This is a genomic window from Variovorax sp. GW822-FHT04A09 (genome assembly GCF_058801005.1).
Genome location: NZ_JBXAMV010000001.1, coordinates 583,018 through 608,796 on the forward strand (window position 1 = coordinate 583,018; position 25,779 = coordinate 608,796).

Here is a 25,779-nt window from a genome sequence, read left to right on the forward strand (position 1 = left end):
CCGATTTTGCGCCATGGCCCGCGACCGCGCGCCATGCGGGCTACTTCAGCACTGCTGCATAGACCATGTTGCGCGCGAGGCTTCGGTAGTGGGTGCGGTATTTGGGCGACTGCAGCATCAGCACGACGAAGAGCTCGTTCTTCGGATCGACCCACATGTAGGTGCCGCCCGCGCCGCCCCAGTTGTACTCGCCGCCGCCGGACGGGTAGGGCGCCTCGCCGTCGTTGCGGCGCACCGCGAAGCCCAGGCCGAAGCCGTAGCCCGGGCCCGGCAGGTACAGCGGGCCGGGCACGATGCCGGCGCCGGCGTTCGAATGGTCGGTCGTCATCAGCGCCAGCGTGCGCGGGCCGAGGTAGCGCGTGCCGTCGAGCGTGCCGCCGTTGAGCAGCATCTGCAGGAAGCGCGCGTAGTCGGACGCGGTCGACACCAGCCCGCCACCGCCCGATTCGAACTTGCGCACGATGCGCGGGTCGTTCAGGTCGGCGCCCACGCCGAAGCTGCGGTCGCTCGGCAGCGGCTCGGCGATGCGCGGCTGGCGCGCGGGCTCGGGCACGTAGTAGGTGGTGTCCTTCATGCCCAGCGGGTCGAACAGGCGCGTCTTTTCGAACTGGTACAGCGACTGGCCCGACACCACCTCGACCACGCGGCCCAGGATGTCGGTCGAGTAGCTGTAGTCCCAGGTCGTGCCGGGCTGGTAGGCCAGCGGCAGCTTGGCCAGGCGCTGCGAGAACTCGGCGCTGGTCGGATCGCCTTCCGCGAGATTGGCGGTGTTGTAGGCCTGTTTCACCAGCCCCGGGCCGAAGAAGCCGTAGGTCAGGCCCGAGGTGTGGCGCATGAGGTCCTGCACGGTGATCGGGCGGCGCGCGGGCACGGTCTCGAGCACCGGCTTGCCGTCGGCGCCGGGCTTCTCGATGCCGACCGTCATGCGGGCGTACTCGGGCAGGTACATCGCGACCGGGTCGTCCAGCTTCATGCGGCCGTCTTCCACCAGCATCATCGCGGCGACCGTGGTGATGGGCTTGCTCATCGAGTAGATGCGGAAGATGCCGTCGCGCGGCATCGGCGTGCCGGCGGCGGCGTCGAGCTTGCCGACGGGTTCGAACCATGCGACCTTGCCCTGGCGCGCGACCAGCAGCACCGCGCCGGGGATCTTGCCGGCCGCCACGTCGGCCTTGAGCACGTCGGTGAGCTTCTGCAGGCGTTCGGTGGACAGGCCCACCGACTCGGGCCGGGCGGTGGGCAGCGACTGGGCGGTGGCGAGCAGCGGCAGGGCGAGGCTCAGGCCGAGCAGGGCCGTGCGCACCAGGGCGCGGCGCTTCAGGAAGGTCATGCGTGTTGTCTCCGTCGGTGGTGGATGGATGCAACCGGGCAGACGGTCTTGGCGCCGTCCGTGCGAACCGGTCGCGGGGCAGTGTATCGGTGGATGGGCCGCAGGGCGGCACGCGACGAGCTGGCCGATTGGCGGCATCTATGGCGCCGATATCTTGACTCAGACAATGAGAATTATTATCATTTGAATGCCTGAGTACGCAGCACAAGCACCACGCAAAGGGCTCTCTTCCAACAAGGAGCTTCCCAACCGTGCCGTACACCCTGCCAGCCTTGCCCTATGCCTTCGACGCGCTCGAACCCCACATCGACGCGCAGACGATGGAAATCCACCACGGCAAGCACCACCAGACCTACGTGAACAACCTGAATGCGGCGTTGAAAGACACGCCGCATGCGGACACGCCGGTCGAAGCCCTCATCGCCGGTGTCGAAGAACTGCCCGAGGCGCTGCGCGCACCCGTGCGCAACAACGGCGGCGGCCACGCCAACCACAGCCTGTTCTGGACCGTGATGGCCCCGGTGGGCGAGGGCGGCGGCGGGGCGCCTTCGGGCGCGCTCGCGCAGGCCATCGATACCGACCTGGGCGGCTTCGACGCCTTCAAGGACGCCTTCACCAAGGCCGCGCTCACGCGCTTCGGCAGCGGCTGGGCCTGGCTGGTCGTCGGTGCCGACGGCAAGCTCGCCGTGGAAAGCAGCGGCAACCAGGACAGCCCGCTGATGCGCGGCATCGGCTCGGGCAAGACCCCGATCCTGGGCCTGGACGTGTGGGAGCACGCCTACTACCTGAAGTACCAGAACCGCCGCCCGGAATACATCGCGGCCTTCTACAACGTGGTGAACTGGGCCGAGGTGGCCCGCCGCCATGCCGCCGCGACCGGCGGCCGATGAGCCGAAGAGGAGCCCGCCCATGAACGACACGCCGCAGGGCACGGTGGCGACAGCGCCACCGCCCAGGTCGCCGCGCCCGGTGCGCGAATGGATCGGCTTTGCCATCGTCGCGGCCGGTGCGCTGGCGCTGGCGTCGCAGTTCTGGTCCTTCGTGCGCGCCGACCCGCTGGTGTGGAACGCGCTGCGCGGCGGCTCGGTGGCGGCGCTGGCGACCGCGCTGGGCACGCTGCCGGTGTTGTTCTCGCAGAGGCTGCCCGACAAGCTGCAGGACACGCTGTTCGGCTTCGGCGCCGGCGTGATGCTCGCGGCCTGCGCCTTCTCGCTGATCATTCCCGGGCTGGACGCCGCCAAGTCGACGGGCGTCTTCGGCGGCGGCGACTGGGCGGCCGGCGGCGTGATCGGCACGGCCATCCTGCTGGGCGGCCTGGTGCTCATGACCATGGACCGCGTGCTGCCGCACGAGCACTTCATCAAGGGCCGCGAAGGGCAGAGCGGGCGGCAGCTGCGCCGCACGTGGCTCTTCGTGTTCGCGATCGCGCTGCACAACGTGCCCGAGGGCCTGGCCATCGGCGTCGGCTACGCGGCCAACAACGGCGTGCGCGCCGATGCGCTCGCCACCGGCATCGCGATCCAGGACGTGCCCGAGGGGCTGGTGGTGGCCGTGGCGCTGCTGGCGGCCGGCTACAGCCGCCTGTTCGCGGTGCTGATCGGCATGGCCTCGGGGCTGGTGGAGCCGCTGGGCGCCGTGCTCGGCGCGGCGGTGGTGGGGCATTCGGCGATGCTGCTGCCCTGGGGGCTGGGCTTCGCGGCGGGTGCGATGCTGTTCGTGATCAGCCACGAGATCATTCCCGAGTCGCACCGCAAGGGGCACGAAGCCTATGCGACCAGCGGTTTGATGATCGGCTTCGTGCTCATGATGCTGCTGGACACCGCGCTGGGCTGACGCCCGGGGCGCGGCGTCGTCAGCCTCAGCCGTGCTTGACGGCGATGGTCTTCAAGGTCGTGAAGCCGTACAGCGCCTCGAAGCCCTTCTCGCGCCCGTAGCCCGACGACTTCACGCCGCCGAACGGCAACTCGACGCCGCCGCCCGCGCCGTAGTTGTTGATGAACACCTGGCCGCTCTTCACGCGCCGGGCCATGCGGAACTGGCGCGCGCCGTCGGCCGTCCAGACGCCGGCCACGAGGCCGAACTGGGTGGCGTTGGCGAGGGCCACGGCTTCGTCCTCGTCGGCGAACTGCATCGCGGCGAGCACGGGGCCAAACACTTCTTCCTGCGCCAGGCGATGGCCCACGGGCACGTCGCGCAGCAGGGTCGGCGCCTGGTAGAAGCCGGTCTCGGGCGCTTCCTCGACCACCACGCCCTGCGCCACCATCGGGATGCCGGCGTGCTGCGCGTCGCTCAAGAAGTCCCACACGCGCTGCTGCTGCGTCTGGCGGATCAGCGGGCCGACGTCGAGGTCCATCGCCGCGGGGCCCACGCGCAGGGCCTCGAAGGCATGGCCCAGGCGTTCGAGCAGGGGCTCGTAGATGTCGCGCTGGATCAGCACGCGCGAACCCGCCGAGCAGGTCTGGCCGGCGTTCTGCACGATGGCGTTGATCACCACGGGAATCACCGCGTCCAGGTCGGCGTCGGCGAACACGATCTGGGGGCTCTTGCCGCCGAGTTCGAGCGTGACCGGGCAGTGCCGTTCGGCCGCCACCTGCTGGATCAGCGTGCCGATCTTCGGGCTGCCCGTGAAGCTGATGTGGTCGATGCCTTCGTGGCGTGCGAGCGCGTCGCCCACCTCATGGCCGTAGCCCGTCACGATGTTGAGCGCGCCGGCCGGAAAGCCGACCTCGGCCGCCAGCTGCGCCACGCGGATCAGCGACAGGCAGGCGTCTTCGGCCGGCTTCACCACGCACACGTTGCCCGCCGCCAGGGCGCCGCCCACGCTGCGCCCGAAGATCTGCATCGGGTAGTTCCACGGAATGATGTGGCCCGTGACGCCGTGCGGCTCGCGCCAGGTGAAGACGCTGTAGCCGTCCTGGTAGGGAATGGTCTCGCCGTGCAGCTTGTCGCAGGCGCCGGCATAGAACTCGAAGTAGCGCACCAGCGCCACCGCATCGGCGCGGGCCTGCTTCACGGGCTTGCCGCAGTCGCGCTGCTCGATGAGTGCGAGTTCGTCGACGTGCTCGGCGATCTTCTGCGAGAGCTTGAAGAGCAGGCGGCCGCGGTCGGCGGCGCTGACCTTGTGCCACACGCCCTCGAAGCAGTCGCGCGCGGCGCGCACGGCGGCGTCGATGTCCGCAGCGTTGCTGCGCTGGATCTCGTCGAAGGGCTGGCCGTCCGAGGGGTCGATGACGGGGAGGGTGCGGCCGGAGGCGGAGGGAACGTCCGCGTTGGCGATGTAGTTGAGCTGCATGGGGCGAGATTTTGCGCGAAGCCCGCCCCGCGCGTGGCGCCCCGGCCGGCCCGCCTTACTTCGCCGCGGTGGCTTTGGGCAGCGCGCGCACGGCGTTCAGCATGCGCTCGACGTGCTTGTCGGGGTTGAGGTTCTGGTAGTAGTAGGCGACCTTGCCGTCGGTCGCGATCACGTACGACAGGCGGTTGGCGAAGTCGGGCCGGGTCTGCATCAGCGCGTCGAAGCCCTGGATCACGGTCTTGCCCTGGTCGGAGGCCACCGGGAAGCGGCTCTGGCAGGACTTGACCGAGAACTTGGAGAGCGTGTCGATGTCGTCGGCCGACACGCCGATCACCGTGGCCCCGAGCGCTGCGAACTGGTCGACCGCCTCGGCGAAGGCGTGGGCCTCGATGGAGCAGTCGTTGGAGTCGGCCGCCGGAAAGAAGTACAGCACCACCGGCCCCTTGGCCAGCGCCTCGGCCAGCGAGTAGCGGAAGGTCTTGCCGCCGAGCGCGGCCGTGGCCGTGAACTTGGGCACCGGGTCGCCGATGTCGAGTGCGGCGTGGGCAGTGGGTACCCCGGCGGCGAGGGCCGCGGCCCATAAAGCGGTGCGCAAAAGGAGCGATCGGGCCATGATGTAACTCCGAAGCGAAGTGAATCGAATTCTAGGACGACGCTTCGCAAAAAGGGCCCCGTTGAAACCGCCGCGGGAGGACCGGCGTACATCAGGGCAGTGGCATCCACAACGACAAGAGGAACCCGACCATGAACGCCTGGGCCCGATCTCTTCTGCGCACGGCGCTGGCCGGCGTGCTGCTGGCATTGCTCGGCGCGTGCGGCTCGCTGCCGCCGGCGCGCGAACGCCCGGCCGAACACGCCGCCGCGGCCGACCCGGGCACCGCGCTCGCGAAGATCGTCGCGGCCTCCACGCCGCCCGGCGAGCATTCGGGCTTCCGGCTGATGCCGCTGGGCGTGTACTCGCTCGACGCGCGCCTGCAGCTCGCGCAGCGCGCCGAGCGTTCGCTGGTGGTGCAGTACTACCAGCTCGAGAACGACGCCACCGGCCGGCTGCTGCTGCGCACGCTGCGCGAGGCGGCGGCGCGCGGCGTGAAGGTGCGGGTGCTGGTGGACGACCTGTACACGGTGAAGAGCCAGCAGCTGTTGCTGGCGCTGTCCGAGACGCCGAATGTGTCGGTGCGCCTGTTCAACCCGTTCTGCTGCGCGCGCGACGGGTTTCTCTCGCGCTTCGTGGTGTCGATCTTCGACATCCATCGCCTCAACCACCGCATGCACAACAAGCTCTTCATCGCCGACGGCGCGATGGCGGTGGTGGGCGGGCGCAACATCGCCGACGAGTATTTCGTACTGAGCGAGGCGCAGAACTTCATCGACATGGACGCGCTGGTGGTCGGCAAGGTCGTGCCGCAGCTCGAGAGCATCTTCGACGCCTACTGGAACAGCGACCAGATCTGGCCCATTGCCGAGATCGTGCGCAAAGAGGCCGGCGCCGCCACCTTCGATGCCGAGATCGGCATGTCGGGCCCGCCGCCGAAGGTCGTGCTGCCGCCCTCGGACATCCTCGGCTACGGCCCCATCGCCGAAGAACTCGACGGCGGCCGCATGGGCCTGCTGTGGGGCGAGGCCCGCGCCATCGCCGACCCGCCCTCCAAGCCCACGACGTTGACGGCCGAAGATGCCATTGCCACCAGCGTGACGATGAAGGTCTGGGCGCTGCTGCTCGACGCCAAGACCGAGGTCGACCTGACCTCGCCCTACCTCGTGCCCGGCGAGCGCGGCATGGCGGCCTTCGAGGACCTGGCCAAGCGCAAGGTCAAGCTCACGCTGCTGACCAATTCGCTGGCCGCCAACGACGAGCCGCTGGTGCACACCGGCTACGCGCGCTACCGCGAGCGCCTGCTGAAAGGCGGCGCCGACCTGTACGAGCTGAGCCCGCAGCGCACCACCGCGAGCATGCGTTTCGGCAGCTTCGGCAACTCGCTGGGCCGGCTGCACGCCAAGACCGCCGCCATCGACAAGACGCGCATCTTCATCGGCTCGATGAACCTCGACCCGCGCTCGGCCAGCCAGAACACCGAGATGGGCGTGGTGGTCGACAACCCGCAACTGGCGCGCGAGATGCTGCGCATCATCCATGTGAGCAAGCTGCAGAACTCGTACCGGCTGCGGCTGTCGAAGGAGGGCGGCACGCTCGAATGGCTCACGAACGACGGCGAGAAAGAGGTGATCCTCACCTCGGAACCCGAGTCGGGTTTCTTCCAGCGCCTGTACAACACCCTGATCTCCCCGCTGGTGCCCGAGATGCTGTTGTAGCCTCGGGGGATGGCGCAGACCTTCACTTCTCTTTCGGCCCCGCAGGTCATGCTGTGTGGCCTGCTGTTCTTCGGCGGCATCTACCTGGGTTTCGGCGCGCTCACCTGGCTGCTCACGAAGCGCGTGCTGCCGGCGCTGGGCATCGGGCGCGCGCTCGATCCGCGGCCGCTGCAGCCCGGCCAGCTGCGGCGCGAGCTCACGCAATCGGGCATCTCGGTGCTGATCTTCGGGCTGGGCATGGTGTTTCCATGGGGGCTGCTGCAGCTGGGCTGGGCGCGGCTGGAGCCCGACGCGGGCTGGCGCCGCATCGGCATCGAGATCCTTGTGCTCGCGGTGTGGAATGACGTGCATTTCTGGCTCAACCACCGGCTGCTGCACACGCGCTGGCTGCGCCGCTTCCACGGGCCCCACCATCGCTCGTTCGTGACCACGCCGTGGGCCACCTACAGCTTTCACCCGATCGAGGCGCTGATGCTCGGCAACGTGATCCTGCTGCCGATGGTGCTGCATGACTTCAGCTTCTGGTCGCTGGCGTCGGTGCCGGTGTTCAGCCTGTTCTTCAACTGCGTCGGGCATTCGAACTACGACTTCGTGCCCGGCGTGTCGTACAGCCACTGGTTCGCCGCGAGCCGCCGGCATCACCTGCACCATGCTGTGCACAACGGCAACTACGGCTTCCAGTTCACCTTCATGGACCGGCTGTTCCGCACACGCATCGCGGCCGACGCGGCCGAACCGCTGTTCCAGGCGTTTCGAAAGAAGCATGGCGCCACGACGGCCTGACGCGCGCCATCGGCTGCCGCGGCTGTGCCACTGGCGCGACTGGCAAAGCCTCGCGTACCTCGTCGCCTTGCCCGCGCTGGCGGCGTGGCAGTGGGTGCACGGCTTCCAGGTGGTGCTGTATGCGCTGATGCTGTTCCTCACGCTCGGCATCGGCGTGATCCACCACAACCACGTGCACCTGCGCATGTGGCGCGGTCGGCGCATGAACCGGTTCACCGACTTCTGGATCACGCTGCTGCAGGGCCACCCGACCTTCGTCTTCTGGCCCGCGCACGTGGCCAATCACCACCGCCATCGCCACGGGCCGAAGGACGTGGCGCGCACCTACCGCTTCGGCGGCGACACCAACCACCTGCGGGGCTACCTGCTGCATCCGTTCCAGGCCGTGTGGGTGCTGATGCCGGTGTTCTTCGGCTGGCTCGCGCGGCTGCACCGGCATCACCGAGGCGCCTGGCGCTATTGCATGGCGCAGTACGCGCTGTGGCTGGCGAGCTGGACCGTGCTCTTGGCGATCGACTGGCGCAAGGCATTGCTGTTCGTGATCGTGCCGCAGCTGCACGGCCTGCATTGGCTGCTGGCCACCAACTACCTGCAGCACGCGCACGCCGACGGTCGCAAGACACCGCGCAAGGAGGCATCCGGCGATACCCGCGGTAGCCAGCTGAACTACGCGCGCAATTTCGAGGGGCTGGTGAACCCCTTGCTGTTCAACATCGGCCTGCACACCGCACACCACGAGAACCCGCATGCCCATTGGTCTGAGCTCACGCACCTGCATCACACGCGCTACCGCGCGCAGGTGGCACCCGCGCTCAACGAGGGCGGGCTGGTGCCGTACATGGTGCGCGTCTTCGTGCTGGGGACCGTGTGGCCGCGTTTTCGCAGCCGCTCGCTGATGCCTCCCGATTCACCCATCTCCTGAACCCATGCCCGTTTCATTCCAACGCGTGTACCTCGAAAGCGCCGGCTATTTCATGCCCGGCGAGCCTGTTCCCAACGACCGCATGGACGCGTACATCGCGCCGCTCAACCGCATGTCGGAGCGCATCAAGCGCCGCATCCTGGCCGAGAACGGCATCCTCACGCGGCACTACGCGATCGACGAAGAAGGCGTGACGCGCCACACCAACGCGCAGCTGGCGGCCGGTGCGATCCGCGACTGCCTGCAGCGCGGCGGGGCCGAGCTGTCGCGCGTGTCGCTGCTGGCCAGCGGCTCCTCGGGCGGCGACACGCTGATGCCCGGCTTCGCCAACATGATCCAGGGCGAGCTGGCGGCGCAGCCGATGGAAACGCATTCGGTGCACGGCATCTGCGCGGCCGGCGTGTCGGCGATCCAGACGGCGGCGCAGGGCATCGAGCTGGGCGCGCACCGTTCGGCGCTGGCGGTGGCGAGCGAAATGCCGTCGCGCCTGTTCAAGCGTTCGCGCTTTGCCGCGCGCGGCTACGAGACCGACTTCGACTCGCACTTCCTGCGCTGGATGCTGTCCGATGGCGCGGGCGCGCTGCTGCTGTCCGACGGCACGCCCGCGCTGGCCGGCAAGCCGGGGTTGCGCCTGAAGCTGAAGTGGGTGCACCAGCGCGCCTTCTCGGGCGACTACCCGGTGTGCATGCAGCTCGGCCTCACTGAGGATCGCGCGCGCGGCCACCTTGATTTCGGTTCATGGGCCGAGGCCGAGGCGGCCGGCGCGCTGTCGCTGCGCCAGGATATCCGCCTCTTGCCGCACCTGTTCGACATCGGCATCCACGAGTACGCCGGCCTGGTGCGCGACGGCTGGGTCGATCCGAAGCGGGTCGACCATTTCCTCTGCCACTACTCGTCGGAAAAATTCATCCCGGTGGTCGAAGACCTGATGGCCAAGGCCGACCTGGCGATTCCGCGCGAGCGCTGGTGGAGCAACCTGGCCTGGCGCGGAAACACGGGCGCAGCGTCGATCCTCGTGATGCTGGCGGAGTTCCTGCACACCAAGGCGTTGAAGCCGGGCGAGCAGATCTTCTGCTACGTGCCGGAGTCGGGGCGCTTCATGGCGGCGTACATGCTGCTCGAGGTCGAGGCCGTCGATGCGGCGCCTGTCGTGATCGCGCCCCGCGCGGCGACGGTGGCGCCCGACGACGACCTCGTCATTGCGCCCCCGCACGACCCGGCCGCCGCGCCCGAGGGCCTGGGCGCCTTGCTGACCGAGCTGGCCGCCATCTGGCACGACTACCGCTCGCGCGTGTGGCGCACGCCGCTGATCCGCCAGATCCGCGAGCGCCGTTTCGCCGTGCCCGACTACCTGAACTGGATGGAGCAGTGGGTGCCGCAGGTGCGCGAAGGAAGCCTGTGGATGCGCGAAGGCGCCGCCTCGTTGAGCGAGCCGTACCGCATGCTGTCGTCGCTGATCGACGTGCATGCGGGCGAGGAGCAGAACGACTTCAACATCCTCTTCAGCGACTACCGAAAGGCCGGTGGCACGGTCGAATCGATCGACGAGCTGCGCCGCAACCCCGGCGGCGAGGCACTCAACGCCTATCTGCACGGCCTGGCCGCCACGCGCGACCCGATCGGCCTCCTGGGCGCGATCTACATCATCGAAGGCACGGGCCAGCGCATCGTGCCGGCGCTGCTGCCGCTGCTCAAGGCCAGCCTGAAGCTGCCGCCCGACGCGTTCCGTTTCCTCGAGTACCACGGCCACAACGACGAGCACCACCTGAACCGCTGGCTCGCCGCGGTCGAGATGGTGATGGCCGTGGAAGGCCAGGCCCGCGCCGCCCGACAGATTGCCGACACCGCGCGTCACACGGCGGCGCTGTACCTGATGCAGTTCCAGCACATCACCGAACGAATGCCCCATGGATCGAACCCCTGAATTCCTGAAGCAGGCGCACGACGAGCGCGACCCCAGCCCCTGGCTGGCGCTGTACCTCGACCAGAGCACGCCGCTGCCCGACGACGTGAAGGCCGCGTGGCTGGCCGACTCGAGCTCGGCCTCGCGCCAGTACCTGCTGCCGTTCCTGCGGCCGATCGCGCGGCTGACGATCATCCTGATCCAGATCGTGAAGGTGTTCGTGCCGCGCAACTGGTCGCACTCGATGCTGCTGCACCGCTTCCTGGCGTGGGGGCTCAAGCGCTTCGTGTCGCCCGAGGCGAACTGGCTGATCCTGCGGCACTTTCACCTGGGCTCGCAGGTGCTGGCCTTCATCGGCCGCAACTCGCCCGCGCCCGTGGGCACGTCGCCGCTGGAGCCGGCCGACATCGACGCGCTGAAGGACGAGATGTTCCTGAAGCACGACCTGAACCTGTTCAACTTCGTGATCCGGCTGAACACGGCGCTGCGCGACAAGGGGTTGGCGCTGTGCAAGGCCGAGCAGGTCGATTTCTCGATGATCCAGCCGCCGGCGTTGCGGCTGGAAGACATGCCGCAGGGCAAGCTCAATTTTCTCGACCTGCAAAGCGCCATCGAGCTGTTCACGCCGCTGTACCAGCTGATGCTGACCGACAACGATTTCTGGCGCGCCGCCAACTCCTTGCAACTGGACGAAACCATCGGCATCTACGCGGCGACGATCCTGAACGCGCCGGAGCACCTGATCCTGGTCAACAACAAGCATCCGCTGGTGCCGCTGTCGACCCTGCGGGCCGGGCACCGGCTGGTGATCCACGGCCTGTCGACCGAAATGCTTCACAGCCTGCTCCAGCGCATGCGCGCGGCGCAGGAAGCCATGACGGCAGAGACACTTCCGCGGGACCCACCCCTTGCATAGGGGTATGCTGTCCCCACATGCAAACCATGAACACGACCCGAAATCCGTCTCCCAAGACCGATCTGGCAGTGACCCACGTGCTGGCTCAACTGCTGGAGAGGCTTGAGCACAGCGCCGTGCCGGTTGGTGCCGAGCAGTACCGCTCGGTGGTCGAGCACCTGGTGCATGAATTCGAAGACGTCGAGCCCGGTGCCGAATTGGGGCAGTTGCTCGATGCCTATCCGGCCGCCTCCGAGGTCTACGAAAATATGAATTACCAGCACGCCGGCCTTTGCCGCTCGGCGCTGGACGTTTCCCTGGCCGCCGAAGGCGCAGCCAGGGAAGCCATTGCCCGCGCCATGCGCGGTGACGAATCGAACAAGGACAAGATGCATGGCCAAGGGTGAAGTGAAAACGGCAGTGGTGGCGGACGGGCTGCGCTACAAATCGAAGGCGCCGGGTTCGCCGTTCCGCGCCTCGGCGTCGTTCAGCGGGGCCACGATGTCCTGCTTCATGTGCGGCAAGCACCGCGTGCGTTCGCAGCTGCGCACGCGTCAGGTGCTGGGCAAGTCGCAGACCGTCTGCGCGCCTTCGTGCAAGGCGCTCGACGAGGCCCTCGAGGCCGAAGCATCGTCGAGCTGAGCGCCTAGCACGGCGCCGCGTCGCGTTGGCGACATGGCCTCATCGGCATGTCGTCGATTGCCTTCCATCCCGGTCGCAATCGATATACAGTTGGACACAAATGATGCAAGTAATTGCATTTAATCTAAAGTTCTAATTTGTAGCCGATGACCACTCAAATCCAGCAAGAAGGCGATCGGTGCCCCGCAGCGGGCGTGGATTTTTCTCTGCGTGGAGGGCCTGAGCTGTGAACAAGCCACGTCACGTCGTCATGCAGGTCGTCAAGCGCTCGTCCGGCAGCGCCACGCACCATGTCGAATTCCTCATGGACGACAACTTCGCCGAGCGCTTGCGCCAATTGCGCTCGCTGGTGCCGCCGCTGGGTGCCCTCAACAAGCAACGCGACCTCGTGATCGACAAGGTGCGCGTGCGCCTGCCCAACGCCATCTGGCGCTCGGGCAACGAGATCGCCATCGACGGCGGGGTGGACGGCTCCTGCATCGTGATCGCGGCCGAGGGCTCGTTCAACTGCGGCGGCAAAGACCGCCGCACGCGCGAAAAGCTCGTGACCTACAATTTCTCGATCGCACGCCTGATCGAGCTGCACGGCGAACGCCCCGAAGGCGAAACGCTCTACATCCGCGACGGCGTGTTCGCCAACGACGAACCGGCCGAATCGCCGGCCGGCCGCTGGGTGGCTTCCATGCACGAACTCGAAGTGGTGATGCGCGTGCCCGATGCGCCGTCCGATTTCGACACGCTGCACGACCTCACGCTGCGCGCCGACGGGCAGCCGACGCAGGCGGGCGCGCTGAGTCCGCACCGCGCCAGCATCTACTGACGAACTCAGGCCGACGTGGCTGCAGGCGCGCCCACGGGCGTGAACTGCGCGCCGTTGTCGGCCAGCCAGCGCGCCGAGAGGCTGCTGTCCTGCTGGTCGGGGTGGAAGTCGCTGCGCAGGTACTGGCGCCAGCCCGCGAGATTGCCCCGCAGCAGGCCGCCGCGGCCCAGCAGGATGCGCGCGGCGCTCTTCCAGGTGGCCCACTTCCACAATTGCTTTTCATGCCGCAGGTTGTCGACCGTCTGGCGCATCAGGTCGCCGAGGAACATCACCGTCACGCGGCGGAACCAGCGCGTGCGCCATTCATCGGAGCCGCCTGCGGCCTTGTAGATGTCGAAGGCCACGCTCTTGTGCTCCAGCTCTTCCGCGCTGTGCCACCGCCACATCGTGCGCAGCCGGGGCTCGGCGCCGTCGAGGATTTCGGGGCGGGCCAGCAGCCACTCGGCGAACATCGCCGTGAAGTGCTCGGTGGCGGCCGTCACGGCCAACGCGTGGCGCGGATCGGCGCCGTCCATGAGTTCCATGCGCTGGCTGGCGCGCGCGGTCCAGCGGTCGACCAGGCCCTGCTGCTCGAGGTGCGCGTTGAACAGCGAATGGATGCGCCGGTGCGTCGCCTCCTGGCCGATGAAGCCGCGCACGTCGGCGCGGTGGCGTTCCTGCACCTCGGGCGGCAGCGTGGCCATGGCGTCGCGCACGGCGTCGATGAAGAACTGCTCGCCGAAGGGGAAGCTCATCGACAAGGCGTTGAAGAAAGCCGTCGAAAACGCATCGCCGCCGCACCAGTCGCGCGAGAAGGGCGGTTGCAGGTCGATCAGCAGGCGGCGGACTACGAGTTCGGTCATGGGAAGGCAGTTCCTGAGGTCGTGGGCACAAAGGTTGGTACAGATTCGTACCGCGTGCCGCCATGGTGCAATTGTGAGCTGGTACTGTCAAGTACCAAGGCGTAGGAAAATGAATCGCACATGACTGCCACCATCGACAAAACCGCCACGCCCGACGCCGCCGAAGGCGCGCCCAGCGAGCACTACGCGCGGCTGCTCCAGGGCATGGCGCATGCCGTGGCGGCCAAGGGCTACGCCGACACCACCATTGCCGACATCGTGCGCGAGGCGGCCGTGTCGCGGCGCACGTTCTACGAGCACTTCAGCACCAAGACCGAGTGCCTGATCGCGCTGTACGAAACGGCCAGCCGGCTCGGCCTGCAGGCCGTGAGCGAGGCCTTCGACCCGGCCCAGCCCTGGCACACGCAGGTGGAGCAGGCGATGACCGCCTACATGGACTACCTCGCCCAAGACCCGGTGCTGCTGCGCACGCTGTTCGTCGAGATCCTCGGGCTGGGCCTGCCGGGCCTGGCGGCGCGGCGGCGCGTGAACGGCGAGATCGCCAACTTCATCCAGGTGGCGATCAACAGCAGCGATTCAGGTGAGGTGCCCGCGGCGCACATGAGCAGCCAGATGGCGATGACCGTGGTGGGCGGCATCAACGAACTGGTGCTGCAGGCCATCGAGCAGGACCGCGTGGGCGACCTGCGCGAGCTGGTGGCACCGGCCACGCGGCTGGTGCGCGCCGTGGCGGCGGACAGCCGACGCTAGTCGCGCTCGTTGTGGCGCGACGTGGCCGCAGCCCACAGCACGAGCAGTCCCGCCACCACCATCGCCGCCAGCGCGGCCAGATACGGCAGCACGTCGTGCAGCGGCGCCCCCATCTGGTTGAGCCGCAGCGAGGCCTGGATGCCCGCCGTGCTCGGGAACAGCCAGCGCAGCGTCTGCAGCGGCGCGGGCAGGGCCTCGACAGGCCACGAGAAGCCCGAGAGAAAGGCCATCGGCAGCGCAGTGAAGAGCAGCACCTGCAGCGCGCGTTCGCGGTCGCGGAACCAGCAGCCCAGCAGCAGGCCCAGCACGCAGATGGCGGGCACGTAGAACAACAGCAGCACCAGCGCGCCCCACGGATTGCCGCCGCGCGGATAGTCCTGCAGGAAGAACACCCAGCCGAAATAGAACAGGCCGCTCAGCACGCCGAAGCCCGACAGCGCGCCCAGCCGCCCCAGCCACGCGCCCATGCCGGCGCGCAGCCGGCCGGCCTCGGCCCAGGTGCCAGCCAGCATCGCGGCGCCCATCAGCAGCGTCTGCTGCAGGATCAGCAGCGCCACCGCCGGCACCACGTAGCTGCCGTAGCCCTCGGTCGGGTTGAACAGCGCCACCAGTTGCGTGTTGAGCGGGCTGCGGCTGCGTGCCGCCTGAATGGCGCTTTGGCCGCCGGCCTGCAGCTTGCGGATCTCCACACCGGCCGACACCGTGCCCACCGCCTCCGAGAAGCCGTAGAGCACCGCCTTGTTCAGCAGCGCGTAGGCGCCGTTGCCCTCGATGCTTACCACCGCGGGCGTGCCGCGCAGCACGTTGCGTTTGAGGTCCTGCGGCAGCAGGGCGTAGCCCTCGATCTCGCCGCGCCACAGCGCCTGCCGCGCCTCGTGCACGTCGGAGGTGATCATGCGCACGTCCAGCCGCGGGCTGGCCATGGCGAAGCGCGCGATCTGCCGCGAGAGCCCGCTGTGGTCCTGGTCGACCACCGCCACCGGCACCCGCGTGACGGCCTGCGTGCCGTAGGGCCACGGGTAGAAGAAGCCGTAGATGATGGGCGCGAGCAGCATGATCAGCAGCACGCCCTTGTCGCGCAGCACGCCGAAGGCGGTGTCGCGCCAGGCGGCGGCGAAGCCTTGGATGCGTGCACTCATCAGCGGCCTCCCCACGTCTCGGGCGCCGCGGCCGCACGCACCAGCAGTGTGGCCGACACGGCCAGCAGCACCGCGGTGCCCACCACCATCCACAGCGGCGTGGCGGCCGAGTAGGCCAGGGGTGCGCCCATCTGCAGCTGCTCCATCTGCACGCGGATGTAGTGCGTGTACGGCAGCAGGCCGGCCCACAGCTGCGCGAGCACCGGCATGGCGACCAGCGGAAAGCCCACGCCGCCGAACGCGAAGGCCGGCGCGGTGATGAAGCCGGTGGCCGACAGCGCGGTGCGCAGCGAGCGCGTGAGGCTGGCCACGAAGGCGCCGAGCGCGATCGACAGCGCCAGGAACACCATCAGCGCGAACAGCGTCCATCCCACCGAGCCGACCGGGTGCCAGCCGCGGCCCGCCGTGATCCACAGCATGGCGGCCAGGCCCACCGCCGACAGGCTCGCGAAGGGCAGCGCCAGCTTGCCCGCCAGCGCGGCCAGCGCCTCGGGCCAGCGCGGCGCGGCGCCGAGCCAGCCGCCCAGGCTGCGGTCGCGCAGCTCGCGGCCCACGGCCCAGGCGCCGGCCGTCATCGCGAGGATGTGCAGCAGCGCCGGAATGAGCGCGGCGCCGAGAAACTGCTCGTAGTCGGTCGAGGTGTTGAACAGCGCCACCATGCTGGCCTTGACCGGGTCCATGCTCACGCGCGCGGCCTTCATCGACTCGCCGCGCTTGTTGCGCACCGCGAGCTCGACGCCGGCCGACACCGTGGCGACGGCGGTGCGCACGTCGCGCTGGATCAGGCTCGAATGCGTGCCCAGCTGCGCGTTGTGCAGCAGCACGACCTGCCCGACGCGGCCCTGCTTGACGTCGCGGCTCAGCTCGCGTGGCAACTGCACCGCCGCATCGACGGCGCCGCTCGTGAGCGCGCGCTGCATCTCGCCTTCGTCGGCGTACCGCTGCGCCACGCGCAGGCCCGGCGTGGCGTCCAGGAAGCGCACCAGCTGGCGCGAGAGGGCGGAGTGGTCCTGGTCGAGCACGCCGATCGGCAGGCGCTCGGGCAGGCCGGCCGAGAAGATCCACCAGATCAGGAACACCGCGAGCAGCGGCACCCACGAGATCATGGCCAGGTCCCACGGACGCGTGCGCAGCAGCGCGAATTCGCGCCGGGCGCTGGCGGTGGAAAAGCCGCGCAGGCTCATGGCGGGTGCGGCGTCAGTCGACCAGAACGCTCATGCCGGGGCGCGCGCCTTCGATCGGCTTGAGCGGCCGGGCGCGGACCTCGAAGGTGCGCACGTCGAAGCCGGCGCCGCCGCGCGTGGCGCGCCAGGTGGCGAAGTCGGGCAGCACGCCGCTGTAGTAGACCTTGAAGCGGGCGGTGCGCCGGTCCTCGGGCAGGGCGGGCAGGCGGGCGTCGAATTCCTTGTCGAGCGCGAAGCGGGACAGCCGGTCTTCGCGCACGTTGAGCACCACCCACTGGTCGTTCAGGTCGACCACCGTGACCACGGCCACGCCCTGCGGCGAGAGCTCGCCGACCTTGGCGAGCACCTTGGCCACCTCGCCGGCGACCGGGCTGCGCAGCTCGGTCTCGGCCTTGGCGGCTTCCACCTCGGCGACCACGCCGGCCACCTGCCGCGCCTGTGCGTTGGCAGCGGCCTTGTCCTCGGGGCGGGCGCCGGTGCGCGCCATGTCGTACTGCGCCTTGGCCGCCACGGCGGCGTCGCGCGAGGCCTTCCAGTTGGCTTCGGCTTCGTCGCGCTTCTGGTCGGCCACGAGGCCGTCGCGTGCCAGGCCGTCGACACGGCGGAACGAGGTCTGTGCGAGCTGCGCGGCGGTCTCGGCGCGCTGCCATTGCATGCGCGCCATTTCGATCTCCTGCGGGCGGGCGCCGTTTTGCGCCTTGTCGGCCACGGCCTGCGCGGCCTGTTCGGCGGCGGTGGCCTGCGCCAGCTTGGCGCGCACCTCGGGGCTGTCCATGCGCACCAGCAGGGCGCCGGCCTGGATGCGGTCGCCTTCCTTCACCGCCACTTCGGCGATGCGGGCGGTGACCTTGCCGGCCACGTCGGTCTCGCGCGCTTCCATCTGGCCCTGGAACACCTCGGGCGCCGGCTGCGCGGCGCGCCAGAAGCCCCAGACGAGCAGCACCAGCACGAGCAGTGCGGCGGCGATGGCGATCAGTCGGCGGGTCTTGGCACTCATCATGGTCAGTTCACCTTCACGTCGGCGCGCGCGATGTAGTCGGAAAAAGTCTCGGACAGGCCCGCGCTCTCGAGCAGCTGCGCGAGCGCCTGCACGTAGTCGTTGGCGGCCTGCGCGCGTTCGGTCAGCACCTTGGCCTGGTTGGTCTCGGCGTCGATCAGGTCGAGCGTGGTGCTGGTGCCTTCGCGTAGCCCGGCGGTGCGCAGCTTGACCACCTCCTGCGCGAGCTCGACCGAGACCTTCATCTTGAGGTACTGGCGGCGTGCGTTGTCCAGCGCGCGCCAGTTGCGTTCGACCAGCAGCGAGATGTCGCTGCGCGTCTGCAGGTCGGTGCGCTCGGCCTGTTCGACCTGCTTGTGCGAGGCGGCGGAGAGCGCGTTGCGGTCGACCGAGTCGTACAGCGTCCAGCGCACGCCGAGGCCGGCCACCCAGTCGGCGTTGCCGCTCTTGATCTCGCGCGTGCCGAAGGCGATCACCTGCGGCCGGCGCAAGGCTTCTTCGCCTTCGTGCAGCTGCTCGGCCTGTGCCTTCTTGGCTGCGACCTTGCCCAGGCCCGGATGCCGCATGAGCGCCGCATCGATGAAGTGGCCGAGCGGTTCGATCGGCGCGCTGATGAGAAACAGCGGCGTCTGCGGCGTGACGCTGCCCTCGGCGCGCACCGTGCGCGCCAGAGCCACGCCTGCGAGCGCGGCGTCGTTCTCGGCCTTGCGGGCGTTGCGGCGCGCCTCTTCATACGCGGCACTGGCCTGCAGCCGCTCGACGCGCGAAATGACGCCGGCCGCGAGCATCTTCTGCGCCGCCGCGTCGTGCTGGGCGATGGTGCGCTCGGCCTGCAGGCGCAGCGTGGCGGCGCGCTGCGCGAGCTGGGCGCCGAAGTAGCGCTGCACCAGCAGCGTGTCGACCTCGTGGCCGGCCTGTTCGGCGTCGGCCTGGGCCTCGCGCGCCTGCGCCGAGACAAAACCGCGCACCGCGTCGGTCGCGCCGCCCAGGTAGAGCGGCCACACGGCCGACACCGAGGCGTTGGCGCCGGTGTCGTGGCGGTTCAGCGTGTAGCTGTTGGGCAGCTGCGGAATCGGCACGCGCGAGACGAAGCTCTGGATCGACGGCGGCAGCGACGAGCCGATCTGGCCGAGCTTCTGGTTGAGCGGGTCGAGGTCGAGGTTCAGGTTCGCGTTGTACGCATAGGCCAGCCCCGAGATGCTGACCACCGGCCCGCCCAGGCGCTTGACGCCTTCGCTCTGCAGTTCCTTGGCCTCGACGGCCATGCGCGCGGCGGCCAGCTTGTCGGAGCGCTCGACCATGCGCTGGCGCGCGGCGTCGAAGCTCAGCGCCAGCGTGGAGGTGGTGTCGCCGCGGGCCTGCTGCTGCGCGAAAGCCGCGCCGCCGAGAAAGGCCGGCAACAGCAGCAGGGACGGAAGAAGGGCGAGGCGAGGTCGTGTCATCGGCATCAGGCGGTCTTGTGCAGCAGGGCGTCGAGCTCCTGCTGCAGGATCACGGGAAAGGCGGCCTGCACCGCCCCGGTGGCCAAGGGCCGTGCTTTCTCGAGCAGCTGCGCGGCGCGGCCGGCATCGAGGGTGTCGCCGGAAAGCAGGCTGTCGGCCAGCGTGCGCAGCCAGCGCCGCGCCACGGTGCGCAGCGTGCGCACCATGGTTTCCTGCATGCCGATGACCGCTTCGAGCGGCAGGCCGAGCGCGGCCAGCTGCTCGGCGACCTGGCCCAGCGCCGGGCTCAGCACCTGCACCTGGCCGTCGGGCAGTTCGCGCATGAGGCCGGCGCGGGTGGCGCGGCCGAGCAGGGCGGGCGTCATCTGGCCCTGCCACTTGGTGGCCAGCGCCTGGGCCGACACCACCACGGGCGTTTCTTCTGCGAACAGGCTGCCCGACACCGAGCGGGCCACGGCCAGCAGGTCGGGCCAGGTGGAGGCCGGCGCGCGCGTGAAGATGCGGCGGATCGCCTCGATGCCGAAGCCCTGTTCGCGCAGTTCGCGGATCAGCGCCAGGCGCTGGACGTGGTCGGGGCCGTACAGGCCGAGCCGGCCCTGCAGCCGCGGCGGCGGCAGCAGGCCGCCCGTGGTGTAGGCGCGGATGTTGCGCACCGTGACGCCCGTGCGCGCCGCCAGGGCCTCGATGGAGAGGTCCTGCACGGCGGTGGAATCGGGCGTGGCGGCGGATGCGTTCATGTGACAGTTTCAATGTTACATCGAAAATGTTGCATAAAACCAGCCCGGATCGCGCGGTCCGGGCGGGGCATCCTCAGCCCGGCTTGCGCTGCGCCGGGTCGTAGAAGAACTGTTCTTCGGCGATGCGCTCGCCGTCCCAGCGCTGCCAGGCGATCTCTTCCATGCGCATGCGCCCGCCGCCCTTGAAGACGAACTCGAAGATCCAGTGGATGGCGACGTGGTCGCCGTTCACCAGCGCCGGCCGCACGCAGGTCGACGCCACCGACTCGGTGCATGCGAGCACGGCGCTTTCCTGCGCGACCAGCGTGCTGCGCCCGCGCCGCGGCTCGGCTTGGTTCTCGCGCATCGTGGCGTCTTCGGTGTAGAAATCTTCGATGACCTGCGCATGCGCGCCGCCTTCGACGGCGGCAATGAAGGCTTCGAGCCGGGCGGGCGTGGGCATGTCAGGACTTCACTTTCACTTCGACGCGGCGTGCTTCCGAGGCCGGCCCGTCGGCCTGCGACTGCTCGGGCTTGGCGAGTTCGATCTTGTCTTCGGGCGCGCCCGCCGCCTTGATGGCGTCGCGCACGGCCATGGCGCGCTGCTTGGCCAGCTCGGCGTTCTTGGCTGCGTCGCCGCTGGCGTCGTGGTAGCCGCTCACCAACACGGTGCTGCCGCTCTGCACGGCTTTGATGACATCGGACAGCGCTTCCTTGGCGTTGGGCGCGACCTCGGCGCTGGCGCTCGCGAAGTAGAACTTCACGATGCCGTTCTCGACCTTCACCGCAGCGGCTTCAGTGGCGCCGACGGCCGCCGAGGCGAGGGTGGCGGCCGGCGTGGCTGCCGGTGCCATCGCCGCAGGTGCGGTGGCTGCAGGCGGCGTCTCGACCTTGGTCGGCACGGCTGCTGCCGCATCGCCGGCGTGGAACTTGACCACCAGCGGCACGATCAGCAGCGCCACGATGTTGATGATCTTGATCAGCGGGTTCACCGCCGGGCCGGCCGTGTCCTTGTAGGGGTCGCCCACGGTGTCGCCGGTGACGGCCGCCTTGTGCGCCTCGGAACCCTTGCCGCCGTGGTGGCCGTCCTCGATGTACTTCTTGGCGTTGTCCCACGCACCGCCGCCCGTGCACATCGAGATGGCGACGAACAGGCCCGTGACGATGGTGCCCATCAGCAGGCCGCCCAGCGCCTTCGGTCCGAGCAGCAGGCCGACCAGGATCGGCACCACCACCGGCAGCAGCGAGGGGATCATCATTTCCTTGATGGCCGCGCCGGTCAGCATGCCCACGGCCTTGCCGTACTCGGGCTTGCCGGTGCCTTCCATGATCCCGGGGATCTCGCGGAACTGGCGGCGCACTTCTTCCACCACCGCACCGGCCGCGCGGCCCACGGCTTCCATGGCCATCGCGCCGAACAGGTAGGGGATCAGGCCGCCGATGAACAGGCCCACGATCACCATCGGGTCGCTCAGATTGAAGCTGATGTTCAGCCCGAAGCTTTCCAGCTTGTGGGTGTAGTCGGCAAAGAGCACCAGCGAAGCCAGGCCGGCCGAGCCGATCGCGTAGCCCTTGGTCACGGCCTTGGTGGTGTTGCCCACCGCGTCCAGCGGGTCGGTGATGTCGCGCACGCTGGCGGGCAGCTCGCTCATCTCGGCAATGCCGCCGGCGTTGTCGGTGATGGGGCCGTAGGCGTCCAGCGCCACCACGATGCCGGCCATGCTCAGCATCGACGTCGCGGCCACCGCGATGCCGTACAGGCCCGCGAGGGCGTAGGAGGCCAGGATCGCGATGCATACGAAGATCACCGGCCAGGCCGTCGAACGCATCGACACGCCCAGGCCCGCGATGATGTTGGTGCCGTGGCCGGTGGTCGAGGCCTGTGCGATGTGCTGCACGGGCTTGTACTGCGTGCCGGTGTAGTACTCGGTGACCCACACCAGCGCGGCCGTGAGCGCCAGGCCCACGAAGCAGGCGCCGAACAGCTTCAGCTGGCTGCCGCTGGCGGCGATGGCGTTGTCCGGAATGATCCAGCTGGTCACGAACCAGAACGCGATCAGCGACAGGATGCCCGCGACCGCCAGCCCCTTGTAGAGCGCCGGCATCACGTTGACCATGCCCGGCGACGCCTTCACGAAGAAGCAGCCGATGATCGACGCGATGATCGACACGCCGCCCAGCGCCAGCGGGTACAGCACCGCGTCCAGTGGTGCCGCGGTGACCATCAGCGCGCCCAGCACCATGGTGGCGATCAGCGTCACCGCGTAGGTCTCGAACAGGTCGGCCGCCATGCCGGCGCAGTCGCCGACGTTGTCGCCCACGTTGTCGGCGATCACCGCCGGGTTGCGTGGGTCGTCTTCCGGAATGCCGGCTTCGACCTTGCCCACCAGGTCGGCGCCGACGTCGGCGCCCTTGGTGAAGATGCCGCCGCCCAGGCGCGCGAAGATCGAGATCAGCGAGGAGCCAAAGGCAAAGCCGATCAGCGGATTGAGGATGGCTGCAAGGCTGTGGTCCGCCTTCGGCGCGCTGCCGGCCAGGAACCAGTAGAAGCCCGTCACGCCCAGCAGGCCCAGGCCCACCACCAGCATGCCGGTGATGGCGCCGCCGCGAAACGCCACGTCGAGCGCCGGGCCGATGCCCTGGGTCGCGGCTTGCGCCGTGCGCACGTTGGCACGTACCGACACGTTCATGCCGATGAAGCCGCAGGCGCCCGAGAGCACCGCGCCGACCACGAAGCCGACGGCCGTGGTCAGGTCGAGGAAGAGGGCGATGAGCACCGCGAGCACCACGCCCACCACCGCGATGGTGGTGTACTGCTTGGCGAGGTAGGCCGAGGCGCCGGCCTGGATGGCCGCGGCGATTTCCTGCATCCGGGCGTTGCCCGGGTCCTTGGCGAGAATCCAACTTCGGGCCCAGAAACCGTAGCCTACGGCCACCAGGCCGCAGACGATGGCAAGAATCAGGGGGGTGTTGCCGCTCATGCTTTGCTTCTCCATTCGTTCGTTGTGACTTGTGGAGACGGACAGCCTGGGCCCTGCGCGCAACGCGTACGGGACCATGTTCTCCGCCGCGTTGCTTCCTCGAAGCTCGCTGCACCGAAGGTGCGGAGCCGATTGGCCAACGCTTGCAATTTACAGGCAAAAACACACACGCGTGCGACCGGCCCGTGACACGGAAAGTAAACTCCGGGTTTGTCCCCATCCGTCTCATACTTTTCAACTACTCGAAAAACGTCATGTCCTTCGACAAAGTCTCCCCCGGCAAGAACGTCCCCGACGCCTTCAATGTCGTGATCGAAATCCCGATGAACGCCGACCCGATCAAGTACGAAGTCGACAAGGAATCGGGCGCGATCTTCGTGGACCGCTTCATGACGACGGCCATGTACTACCCGGCCAACTACGGCTACGTGCCGCAGACCCTGTCGGGCGACGGCGACCCGGTCGACGTGCTGGTGATCGCCCCGTACCCGCTGCTGCCGGGCGTGGTCGTGCCCTGCCGCCCCCTGGGCATCCTGATGATGGAAGACGAAGCCGGCGTCGACGGCAAGGTGCTGGCCGTGCCCACCGACAAGGTGCTGCCGATTTACAGCCACTGGAAGTCGGTCGACGACGTGAACCCGATGCGCCTGAAGGCCATCAGCCACTTCTTCGAGCACTACAAGGACCTGGAAGCCGGCAAGTGGGTCAAGGTGCTGGGCTGGGAAGGCATCGACGCCGCCAAGAAGGAAGTTCTCGACGGCATCGCCGCGTACAAGAAGTAATTTTTTCTTTCGCTTGAAAGACGGCCTGGATGCTCCGGGCCGTCAGCCCTGGACCGCATCCCCGGCCAGCCGCATCCATTCGCGGTTGACGCCTCGCGCATGCGAGTTCCAGTGGCGCGCAGCCTGCTGCAGTTCGTCCCATTGACGGCGCGCACCGGCGGTGTCGCCTTGCTGCGCCAGCCACGCGATGTAGCGGGCGCGCGTTTCCACCGTGTTGTAGCTGCTCAGCGCAGCCTCGAAGGCCTCGCGCGCTTCCGGCGTGCGGCCCTCGGCGGCGAGCGCGCGGGCGTTCAGCACGGCGACCTCGTCCTTGCGGTAGTCGTCGCGCGTGGCACGCAGGTTTTGCAGGGCCTGCGAGGCTTCGCGGGCCGAGGCCGGGCTGCCTTCGGCGATCAGCGCGCTGGCCAGGCCGAACTGCAGCTCGGGGTCGGAGGCGAAGGGGCCTTTCAGTGCGTCGCGATAGTGCCCGACGGCATCGGCCGCCTGGCCACGGTCGAGCGCGGCCTTGGCCAGGCGCAGCTTGTTCTGCGCCGTGGGCGCCAGGTCGTAGGCCTCGGCGGCGGCGCGGTATTCGCGCTCGGGGTCGATGAAGCCGATGGCCGCGTTCGCCACCTTGCCCGCGGTGCGCTGCATGCGCGAGGCCGGCAGGTACTCGACCACGAAGTACACGATGCTGCCGAGCAGCGGAAAGCTGAAGAGGATGATGAGCCAGTACATCTGCTTGCCGTGGCGCATGGCATGCACGGCGAAGTACAGCGCGATGAGGATGTGCAGTCCCAGTCCGACGAATGGCATCGGTGCTCCCTGTGTGTTGTGTGTGGTTGTTTGAGTGCCGGGCGGCTTTATAGCAGCCCCCGGCGCTCCCGCGCCGATCAGGTCGCCTTGAACGGGCTGCGCTCGCCGAGGTGGTCCATGTAGTTCTCGATGCCGGCGCCTTCGCGCTCGAGGAAGCGCTCGACCGCATCGGCGAACGACGGGTGCGCGAGCCAGTGGGCGCTGGTGGTGCGCACCGGCATCAGAGCGCGGGCCATCTTGTGCTCGCCTTGCGCGCCGCCTTCGAAGCGTGCCGCGCCGTGCGCGATGCACCAGGCGATCGGCTGGTAGTAGCAGGCCTCGAAATGCAGGCAGTCGACGCGCTCCAGCGCGCCCCAGTAGCGGCCGTAGGCCACCAGCGGCTGGGCCGCGTCGGTAGAGAGCGCGATCAGGCTGGTGGCGATGGGGCGCCCGTCGCGCTCCGCCACGAACAGCAGCCACGCCTCGGGCAGCGTGTCGGCCATGCGCTGGAAGAAATCGCGCGTGAGGTAGGGCGGGTTGCCGTGCTCGCGGTAGGTGCGCTCGTAGCAGCGGTAGAAGAAATCCCAGTCGGCGGTCGAGATGTCGGTGCCGCGCGACCAGCGGAAGCTGACGCCGGCCTCGGCGACCTTGCGGCGCTCCTGGCGGATCTTCTTGCGCTTGTCGTGCGAGAGGCTTGCCAGGAATGCGTCGAAGTTGGTGTAGCCGGGTTGCGTGTTCGTCCAGTGGAACTGCACCGTATGGCGCAGCATCAGCCCGGCTTCGGTGCACGCGGCGATGTCGGCGTCGGCGCCGAACAGCAGATGCAAAGACGAAAGTTCCTGTTCCTTGCAGACCGCCACCAGCGCCTGCACCAGCAGCGTGCGGCTTGGCGCGTCGCGTGCCAGCAGCCGGGCGCCGGGCACGGGCGTGAAGGGCGCCGCCACCACGGCCTTCGGGTAGTAGGCGAGCCCGTGCTGCTCGTAGGCGTTGGCCCAGGCCCAGTCGAACACGTACTCGCCGTAGGAATGGTCCTTGAGGTAGAGCGCGCAGGCGGCTTCGAGCACCTCGCCGCGCCACAGCGTGACGAACTGCGGTGTCCATCCGCGCTCGGGCGAGGCGCTGCCGCTGTCGTGCATCGCCGCGAGGTATTCGTGGCGCATGAAGGGCGAGGGTTCGGGCTGCGCGGCGAGCAGGGCGTTCCAGGCTTGCGGGTCGATGTCCGACGGCGACGCCAGAACCCGAATGACATAATCGTTCAAGCCTTTTTCTTCCTTC

At 68.7% G+C, this 25,779-nt stretch carries 25 protein-coding genes; 12 read left to right on the forward strand and 13 right to left on the reverse strand.

The genetic code is table 11. The features are described 5' to 3' along the window. Nucleotides 1-40 precede the first annotated feature (40 nt). A complete protein-coding gene (locus AC1RLW_RS02515) occupies nt 41-1,330 on the reverse strand; it encodes a serine hydrolase domain-containing protein (RefSeq protein ID WP_493192127.1) in 1,290 nt (429 codons plus the stop codon). 251 nt (nt 1,331-1,581) lie between these two features. Here AC1RLW_RS02515 and AC1RLW_RS02520 point away from each other — a divergent pair, with 251 nt between their 5' ends. Both AC1RLW_RS02520 and AC1RLW_RS02525 read left to right on the forward strand, forming a co-directional pair. Then, a complete protein-coding gene (locus AC1RLW_RS02520) occupies nt 1,582-2,220 on the forward strand; it encodes a superoxide dismutase (protein ID WP_139704085.1) in 639 nt (212 codons plus the stop codon). Nucleotides 2,221-2,239: 19 nt separating this feature from the next. Continuing rightward, a complete protein-coding gene (locus AC1RLW_RS02525; protein WP_070060938.1) occupies nt 2,240-3,163 on the forward strand; it encodes a ZIP family metal transporter in 924 nt (307 codons plus the stop codon). 25 nt (nt 3,164-3,188) lie between these two features. On the opposite strand, the gene AC1RLW_RS02530 is transcribed toward AC1RLW_RS02525, so the two are convergent. Both AC1RLW_RS02530 and AC1RLW_RS02535 read right to left on the reverse strand, forming a co-directional pair. Then, the gene (locus AC1RLW_RS02530; protein ID WP_062473096.1) at nt 3,189-4,622 is read right to left on the reverse strand and encodes an aldehyde dehydrogenase family protein; all 1,434 of its coding nucleotides are present in this window, start codon (nt 4,620-4,622) and stop codon (nt 3,189-3,191) included. A gap of 55 nt (nt 4,623-4,677) precedes the next feature. Next, nucleotides 4,678-5,235: a peroxiredoxin gene (locus AC1RLW_RS02535; protein ID WP_307693013.1), complete on the reverse strand. Its 558-nt coding sequence runs from the start codon at nt 5,233-5,235 to the stop codon at nt 4,678-4,680. A 131-nt stretch (nt 5,236-5,366) separates the two neighbouring features. Between AC1RLW_RS02535 and AC1RLW_RS02540 the strand changes: the two genes are divergently transcribed. From AC1RLW_RS02540 to AC1RLW_RS02575, 8 genes are all read left to right on the forward strand, one after another. After that, complete coding sequence (locus AC1RLW_RS02540; RefSeq protein ID WP_062473093.1) at nt 5,367-6,932, forward strand: phospholipase D family protein; 1,566 nt, start codon at nt 5,367-5,369, stop codon at nt 6,930-6,932. 9 nt (nt 6,933-6,941) lie between these two features. Beyond that, nucleotides 6,942-7,715 carry a sterol desaturase family protein gene (locus AC1RLW_RS02545; protein ID WP_493192128.1) on the forward strand — a complete coding sequence of 258 codons (774 nt, stop codon included), beginning with the start codon at nt 6,942-6,944 and terminating at the stop codon, nt 7,713-7,715. Beyond that, the gene (locus AC1RLW_RS02550; RefSeq protein WP_493192129.1) at nt 7,696-8,637 is read left to right on the forward strand and encodes a fatty acid desaturase family protein; all 942 of its coding nucleotides are present in this window, start codon (nt 7,696-7,698) and stop codon (nt 8,635-8,637) included. Before AC1RLW_RS02545 ends, AC1RLW_RS02550 begins: the two co-directional genes overlap by 20 nt. 4 nt (nt 8,638-8,641) lie before the next feature. Next, nucleotides 8,642-10,561, forward strand: coding sequence for an iron-containing redox enzyme family protein (locus AC1RLW_RS02555; protein ID WP_493192130.1), 1,920 nt, complete (start codon nt 8,642-8,644; stop codon nt 10,559-10,561). Continuing rightward, nucleotides 10,545-11,456, forward strand: a complete 912-nt coding sequence (locus tag AC1RLW_RS02560) for a DUF6999 family protein (protein ID WP_493192131.1) — start codon at nt 10,545-10,547, stop codon at nt 11,454-11,456. The genes AC1RLW_RS02555 and AC1RLW_RS02560 overlap by 17 nt, the downstream gene beginning before the upstream one ends. 26 nt (nt 11,457-11,482) lie before the next feature. Beyond that, nucleotides 11,483-11,842 carry a hypothetical protein gene (locus tag AC1RLW_RS02565; RefSeq protein WP_370680636.1) on the forward strand — a complete coding sequence of 120 codons (360 nt, stop codon included), beginning with the start codon at nt 11,483-11,485 and terminating at the stop codon, nt 11,840-11,842. Beyond that, complete coding sequence (locus AC1RLW_RS02570; RefSeq protein ID WP_056580179.1) at nt 11,829-12,077, forward strand: hypothetical protein; 249 nt, start codon at nt 11,829-11,831, stop codon at nt 12,075-12,077. Before AC1RLW_RS02565 ends, AC1RLW_RS02570 begins: the two co-directional genes overlap by 14 nt. Before the next feature lie 226 nt (nt 12,078-12,303). Further along, nucleotides 12,304-12,897 carry a hypothetical protein gene (locus AC1RLW_RS02575; RefSeq protein WP_070060930.1) on the forward strand — a complete coding sequence of 198 codons (594 nt, stop codon included), beginning with the start codon at nt 12,304-12,306 and terminating at the stop codon, nt 12,895-12,897. 5 nt (nt 12,898-12,902) lie between these two features. On the opposite strand, the gene AC1RLW_RS02580 is transcribed toward AC1RLW_RS02575, so the two are convergent. After that, entirely contained in the window at nt 12,903-13,739 is an 837-nt protein-coding gene (locus AC1RLW_RS02580) for a metal-dependent hydrolase (RefSeq protein WP_493192132.1), read from the reverse strand. Nucleotides 13,740-13,859: 120 nt separating this feature from the next. Here AC1RLW_RS02580 and AC1RLW_RS02585 point away from each other — a divergent pair, with 120 nt between their 5' ends. Continuing rightward, nucleotides 13,860-14,489 carry a TetR/AcrR family transcriptional regulator gene (locus AC1RLW_RS02585; protein ID WP_062473073.1) on the forward strand — a complete coding sequence of 210 codons (630 nt, stop codon included), beginning with the start codon at nt 13,860-13,862 and terminating at the stop codon, nt 14,487-14,489. Here AC1RLW_RS02585 and AC1RLW_RS02590 read toward each other — a convergent pair. The 7 genes from AC1RLW_RS02590 to AC1RLW_RS02620 all read right to left on the reverse strand — a co-directional run bounded on the left by AC1RLW_RS02590 (nt 14,486) and on the right by AC1RLW_RS02620 (nt 22,948). Continuing rightward, complete coding sequence (locus AC1RLW_RS02590) at nt 14,486-15,628, reverse strand: ABC transporter permease (RefSeq protein WP_493192133.1); 1,143 nt, start codon at nt 15,626-15,628, stop codon at nt 14,486-14,488. The genes AC1RLW_RS02585 and AC1RLW_RS02590 overlap by 4 nt on opposite strands. Further along, on the reverse strand, nt 15,628-16,812 hold the full coding sequence (locus AC1RLW_RS02595) for an ABC transporter permease (RefSeq protein WP_493192134.1): 1,185 nt from the start codon (nt 16,810-16,812) through the stop codon (nt 15,628-15,630). Before AC1RLW_RS02595 ends, AC1RLW_RS02590 begins: the two co-directional genes overlap by 1 nt. Before the next feature lie 13 nt (nt 16,813-16,825). Next, entirely contained in the window at nt 16,826-17,812 is a 987-nt protein-coding gene (locus AC1RLW_RS02600) for an HlyD family secretion protein (RefSeq protein WP_493192135.1), read from the reverse strand. 2 nt (nt 17,813-17,814) lie between these two features. After that, nucleotides 17,815-19,251, reverse strand: a complete 1,437-nt coding sequence (locus tag AC1RLW_RS02605) for a TolC family protein (RefSeq protein ID WP_493192136.1) — start codon at nt 19,249-19,251, stop codon at nt 17,815-17,817. A gap of 5 nt (nt 19,252-19,256) precedes the next feature. Next, nucleotides 19,257-19,988: a MerR family transcriptional regulator gene (locus tag AC1RLW_RS02610; protein ID WP_493192137.1), complete on the reverse strand. Its 732-nt coding sequence runs from the start codon at nt 19,986-19,988 to the stop codon at nt 19,257-19,259. A gap of 73 nt (nt 19,989-20,061) precedes the next feature. Beyond that, entirely contained in the window at nt 20,062-20,430 is a 369-nt protein-coding gene (locus AC1RLW_RS02615) for a nuclear transport factor 2 family protein (protein ID WP_493192138.1), read from the reverse strand. Between the two features lies 1 nt (nt 20,431). Then, on the reverse strand, nt 20,432-22,948 hold the full coding sequence (locus AC1RLW_RS02620; protein ID WP_493192139.1) for a sodium-translocating pyrophosphatase: 2,517 nt from the start codon (nt 22,946-22,948) through the stop codon (nt 20,432-20,434). Between the two features lie 254 nt (nt 22,949-23,202). On the opposite strand from AC1RLW_RS02620, the gene ppa reads away from it, so the two are divergent. Next, the gene (ppa, locus tag AC1RLW_RS02625) at nt 23,203-23,730 is read left to right on the forward strand and encodes an inorganic diphosphatase (protein ID WP_007834256.1); all 528 of its coding nucleotides are present in this window, start codon (nt 23,203-23,205) and stop codon (nt 23,728-23,730) included. A gap of 42 nt (nt 23,731-23,772) precedes the next feature. On the opposite strand, the gene AC1RLW_RS02630 is transcribed toward ppa, so the two are convergent. Beyond that, nucleotides 23,773-24,525 carry a hypothetical protein gene (locus AC1RLW_RS02630; RefSeq protein ID WP_493192140.1) on the reverse strand — a complete coding sequence of 251 codons (753 nt, stop codon included), beginning with the start codon at nt 24,523-24,525 and terminating at the stop codon, nt 23,773-23,775. Between the two features lie 77 nt (nt 24,526-24,602). Continuing rightward, on the reverse strand, nt 24,603-25,763 hold the full coding sequence (locus AC1RLW_RS02635; protein WP_493192141.1) for a GNAT family N-acetyltransferase: 1,161 nt from the start codon (nt 25,761-25,763) through the stop codon (nt 24,603-24,605). Between the last annotated feature and the right edge of the window lie 16 nt (nt 25,764-25,779).

Coding starts and splice junctions, on each gene's coding strand:
- AC1RLW_RS02515 (WP_493192127.1), bottom strand. CDS start 1,330: ATGACCTTCCTGAAGCGCCGCGCCCTGGTGCGCACGGCCCTGCTCGGC.
- AC1RLW_RS02525 (WP_070060938.1), top strand. CDS start 2,240: ATGAACGACACGCCGCAGGGCACGGTGGCGACAGCGCCACCGCCCAGG.
- AC1RLW_RS02530 (WP_062473096.1), bottom strand. CDS start 4,622: ATGCAGCTCAACTACATCGCCAACGCGGACGTTCCCTCCGCCTCCGGC.
- AC1RLW_RS02535 (WP_307693013.1), bottom strand. CDS start 5,235: ATGGCCCGATCGCTCCTTTTGCGCACCGCTTTATGGGCCGCGGCCCTC.
- AC1RLW_RS02540 (WP_062473093.1), top strand. CDS start 5,367: ATGAACGCCTGGGCCCGATCTCTTCTGCGCACGGCGCTGGCCGGCGTG.
- AC1RLW_RS02545 (WP_493192128.1), top strand. CDS start 6,942: ATGGCGCAGACCTTCACTTCTCTTTCGGCCCCGCAGGTCATGCTGTGT.
- AC1RLW_RS02550 (WP_493192129.1), top strand. CDS start 7,696: ATGGCGCCACGACGGCCTGACGCGCGCCATCGGCTGCCGCGGCTGTGC.
- AC1RLW_RS02555 (WP_493192130.1), top strand. CDS start 8,642: ATGCCCGTTTCATTCCAACGCGTGTACCTCGAAAGCGCCGGCTATTTC.
- AC1RLW_RS02560 (WP_493192131.1), top strand. CDS start 10,545: ATGGATCGAACCCCTGAATTCCTGAAGCAGGCGCACGACGAGCGCGAC.
- AC1RLW_RS02565 (WP_370680636.1), top strand. CDS start 11,483: ATGAACACGACCCGAAATCCGTCTCCCAAGACCGATCTGGCAGTGACC.
- AC1RLW_RS02570 (WP_056580179.1), top strand. CDS start 11,829: ATGGCCAAGGGTGAAGTGAAAACGGCAGTGGTGGCGGACGGGCTGCGC.
- AC1RLW_RS02580 (WP_493192132.1), bottom strand. CDS start 13,739: ATGACCGAACTCGTAGTCCGCCGCCTGCTGATCGACCTGCAACCGCCC.
- AC1RLW_RS02585 (WP_062473073.1), top strand. CDS start 13,860: ATGACTGCCACCATCGACAAAACCGCCACGCCCGACGCCGCCGAAGGC.
- AC1RLW_RS02590 (WP_493192133.1), bottom strand. CDS start 15,628: ATGAGTGCACGCATCCAAGGCTTCGCCGCCGCCTGGCGCGACACCGCC.
- AC1RLW_RS02595 (WP_493192134.1), bottom strand. CDS start 16,812: ATGAGCCTGCGCGGCTTTTCCACCGCCAGCGCCCGGCGCGAATTCGCG.
- AC1RLW_RS02600 (WP_493192135.1), bottom strand. CDS start 17,812: ATGATGAGTGCCAAGACCCGCCGACTGATCGCCATCGCCGCCGCACTG.
- AC1RLW_RS02605 (WP_493192136.1), bottom strand. CDS start 19,251: ATGACACGACCTCGCCTCGCCCTTCTTCCGTCCCTGCTGCTGTTGCCG.
- AC1RLW_RS02610 (WP_493192137.1), bottom strand. CDS start 19,988: ATGAACGCATCCGCCGCCACGCCCGATTCCACCGCCGTGCAGGACCTC.
- AC1RLW_RS02615 (WP_493192138.1), bottom strand. CDS start 20,430: ATGCCCACGCCCGCCCGGCTCGAAGCCTTCATTGCCGCCGTCGAAGGC.
- AC1RLW_RS02620 (WP_493192139.1), bottom strand. CDS start 22,948: ATGAGCGGCAACACCCCCCTGATTCTTGCCATCGTCTGCGGCCTGGTG.
- ppa (WP_007834256.1), top strand. CDS start 23,203: ATGTCCTTCGACAAAGTCTCCCCCGGCAAGAACGTCCCCGACGCCTTC.
- AC1RLW_RS02630 (WP_493192140.1), bottom strand. CDS start 24,525: ATGCCATTCGTCGGACTGGGACTGCACATCCTCATCGCGCTGTACTTC.